The 3497-nt window shown below is 58.6% G+C and carries 1 protein-coding gene and 1 pseudogene; both read right to left on the reverse strand.

Translation table 11 applies throughout. From position 1 onward, the window contains the following. A pseudogene (locus tag HMPREF2710_RS06965) lies at positions 1 to 556 on the reverse strand (peptidase); the annotation flags it as partial. Positions 557 to 1128: 572 nt separating this feature from the next. Then, a partial coding sequence (locus HMPREF2710_RS06970) for a YncE family protein (protein WP_070600295.1) occupies positions 1129 to 3497 on the reverse strand: 2369 nt, incomplete at its 5' end.

A 3497-nucleotide genomic window follows, 5' to 3' on the forward strand; every position in this document is an offset into this window, starting at 1 on the left:
CGGAGCGGGGGTGCTCAATCCAGTTCGGGTCGCTCTCGGCGATGCCGTGGTTAGTCCAAATCTGCTCCATGGTGTTCTGGTCGAACACAGACAGGGAGTTGTCGGTGGTGTTAGTAACCCACACGGTGCCGGATACGTCATCAACAGTGATGCCGTACGCGGAAATGTAGCCGAATTCGCCGTTCTTATCCAGCTCGAAGGGAAGCGCTGCTACTTCTTCAATCTGAAGAGTGTCTGCGTTGACACGAGCAATGGTGGAGGCGAGGTCGCCGCGTGCACCCACGCCGACCATCCAAATCTTGTTGGTCGCCTTAGAGTATGCAACCTGGTACTGGCCGGGCAGACCCTGGGTAATCTGCGCGACGGACGCGGAGGTGTCAACAACGCGGCTCAGCGATGCGGTGGAAGGAGCCGATGCGCTGGGGGTCGCGGTCTGGTTTGCGGTGTTCGGTGCTGCGAAGGAGGCAGGAATCATGGCTGCGCCGGAGATTGCGAGCGCGAGGGAGCCGACGGCGAGCCCCTTCAGTGCTTTGCCCGAGGAGGGAGTGAGGTTCAATGTGTGTCCTTCAAATGTGTAACGGAAGTGCTCACATGCCGCATGCGAATGCTAACGAGACACCCGTGAATATGCGGTGACATATTCGACGGCACGAAAAGCAGAAATGCAGGTAACGCATAAATTTACCTACCTTCTAATCCTCAATGTTTTCCCAGGAAAATACAAGCAGCGACGTGGGCGTGTTTTGTGTTTTTGTGAGTGATCCCCTAATTCGCCTTCAGTATCACGTGAAGGTTGAGGCGCTTCCCCGGTTTTTCCTTGCTCTTGCGGGCAAAAACCCAGGTCGCGAGGGGTATTGTGATGCTTTTATATTTACACATTAATGTAAATGTTTAGGTGAGGCGCGCCAGCGACATTCACCACGGGCCACACATTTTTTAACATTCAAAACCTATATTTTTACAAGCAAGTGCACATATATAAATATGCTTTAAAACCACCCACCCAGCATTAGCCCAAGCGGGCACGCAAAAGGCGGGTACTCCCTCCCCCAGATTCAAAGAATCCGAAAGAGAAAATACCCGCCTTCTCACGCGTTATATCGAGCTTTTAAGCCCGAGAGCTAAACGCTATGCCTTGCGGCGACGCACCACCAGAGCAGCACCCGCAATCAGAGCCACAGAAGCAAAAGCAACCAGCGGCATCACAGCGTTCGCACCGGTGTTCGCCAGAGCGCCACGCGAAGAACCAGCCTGCGAGGAACCTGCGTCGCTCTTAGCTACCGAGGAGCCACCGCCCAAATTATCGGAACCACCTGCGGAGGAACCACCGTTCTTCACAGCCGAACCCGACTTATCAGCCTTCACCGCATCCGGAGCAGACTTGGAGTCCTGTGCACCGGTCTTCGCGTCAGACTTCTTATCCTCAGACTTAACGTCCTCAGACTTCTTATCTTCAGCCTTCTTGTCCTCTACCTTCGGATCTGCAGGCTTCGGATCTGCAGGCTTCGGGTCAGCCGGCTTCGAATCCTCAGCCTTCACACCGGTCACCGTCGGGTAACCAGCGAACTGCAACGAAGTCGGGGTGATACCCACCGGAGCTGCGCTCGCGTCGGTGTCCTTCAGGCCAACCTTGAACTTCAGAATCGAGTTAGCCTTCAGCTGCTGAACCGATGCGGGAACATCGTTACCCTGGCGGTCCTTGCCGGGCAGAGTGGTGTACTCGCTGGCGGTGGTAATCTCTCCGGTGGTGCCGTTGAGCACGTAGGGCAGGGTGACCTTCTCGTCGCGGTCCTTCTTGTCGAGGACCAGCACGGAGCCGTCCTTGAGCAGGGTCACGTCGTTCGCTGCGGCGCCGTTCATCTCGACCTCGCCGATCACCTCGTCGGCGCGGCCGTCAAAGACTGCAACCTTACCGGTGCCGAAGTCGGTCACGTACACCAGGTCGCTGTCCTCATCGTGCTCCAGGGCGAGCGCCTGGGTGCCGAACTTGACGAACTTCTTGAAATCGCCGGTGCGCAGGTCGTACACGGAAATACCGGAGTTGACGCCCTTCACGCCCTGGGAGGAGACGTAGATTTCGCCCAGGGAACGGTCCACTGCAACGTCGGAGGGGCGAACCTCAACGGTGGAGTCCTCACCCTGAGTCTGGATGGTCTTCTCAACCTTGAAGGTCTTGGTGTCCACGACGAAGAGCTTACCGCCGGTACGCTCGGGCACGTACAGCTTGCCGCCGTCCAGGAACAGGTTCATGCTGATGTAGCGGGTACCGCCGTCGGGGGCACCCTCGAGCTGAATCTTCTCAACCTGCTTGGTCTTCAGGTCGATAGCGGAGACGAAGAAGCGGCCGGTCACGAACGCCTTACCGGACTCGTGGTCGACGAGCACAGAACGGGGGTGCTCAATCCAGTTCGGGTCGCCCTCCTTCACGCCCTCGTTGCTCCAGATGAGCTTGAGGGTCTGCTGATCGTACACCGCCACGGAGTTGTCGGTGGTGTTGGTGACCCAGACGGTGCCGTCCACGTCATCGACGGTCACGCCGTACGCGGAGGTGTAGCCGTACTGGCCCTTGTCGTTCTTCTTCACGGGCAGCTCGGCGAATGCCTCGGTCTGCAGGGTGTCTGCATCCACGCGCGCCAGGGAGGAAGCAAGATTGCCTCGTGCACCCACGGTGGGCACGAACAGCTTGTGGTTCTTCTTGGAGTAGCCAACCTGGAACTGGCCGGGCAGACCCTGAATGATGTTCGCAACGCTACCGTTTGCATCCACGGTGCGGTGTGCCTCGGTGGAGGGGGCGGTAGAGTCGGCTGCCTTGGTCTTGGTGGCGGTTGCCGGGTAGCCCTGGAACTCGCGGGTTTCGGGGGTGACCTGCTTGACCTCGGAGTTGTCGCCCGCGGTTGCGGTGACCTTGAACTTCAGGATGGAGTTCGCCTGAATGTCGGTGGTCTTGGCGGGTACGTCGTTGCCCTGCTTGTCCTTAGAAGGCTTGCTGGTCACCTTGTTGGAGGTGTTGACGGTGCCGGTGGTGCCGTCGAGCACGTAGGGCACGGTTGCGGTTGCGCCAGCCTGCTTGTCCACAGCAACAACGGAGCCGTTGGGCAGCACAACCAGGTCGTTTGCCTTGCCGCCGTTCATGGCGACCTCTGCAATCAGCTTGTCCGCTGCGCCGCCGTCAATCACGCCGACCTTGCCGGTACCGAAATCAGAGACGTACACCAGGTCGTTGGCCTCATCGTTATCGAGCGAGAGCGCCTGGGTGCCGACCGGGATGAACTTCTTGAACTCGTGGGTGGTCGCGTCGTAGATGGACACGCCGGAGTTCGCTCCCTTCACGCCCTGGGAGGAGACGTAAATTTCGTTCTGGGAGTGGTCAATCGCGATGTCGGAGGGGCGAACCTCACCCTCAGCGTTGCCCTTGGTGTCGAAGCTGGTCTCCACCTTGAAGGTCTTGGTGTCGATGACGAAAATCTTGCCGCCGGTACGCTCGGGCACGTACAGCT

The organism is Rothia sp. HMSC069D01 (assembly GCF_001810135.1).
Lineage (GTDB): Bacteria > Actinomycetota > Actinomycetes > Actinomycetales > Micrococcaceae > Rothia.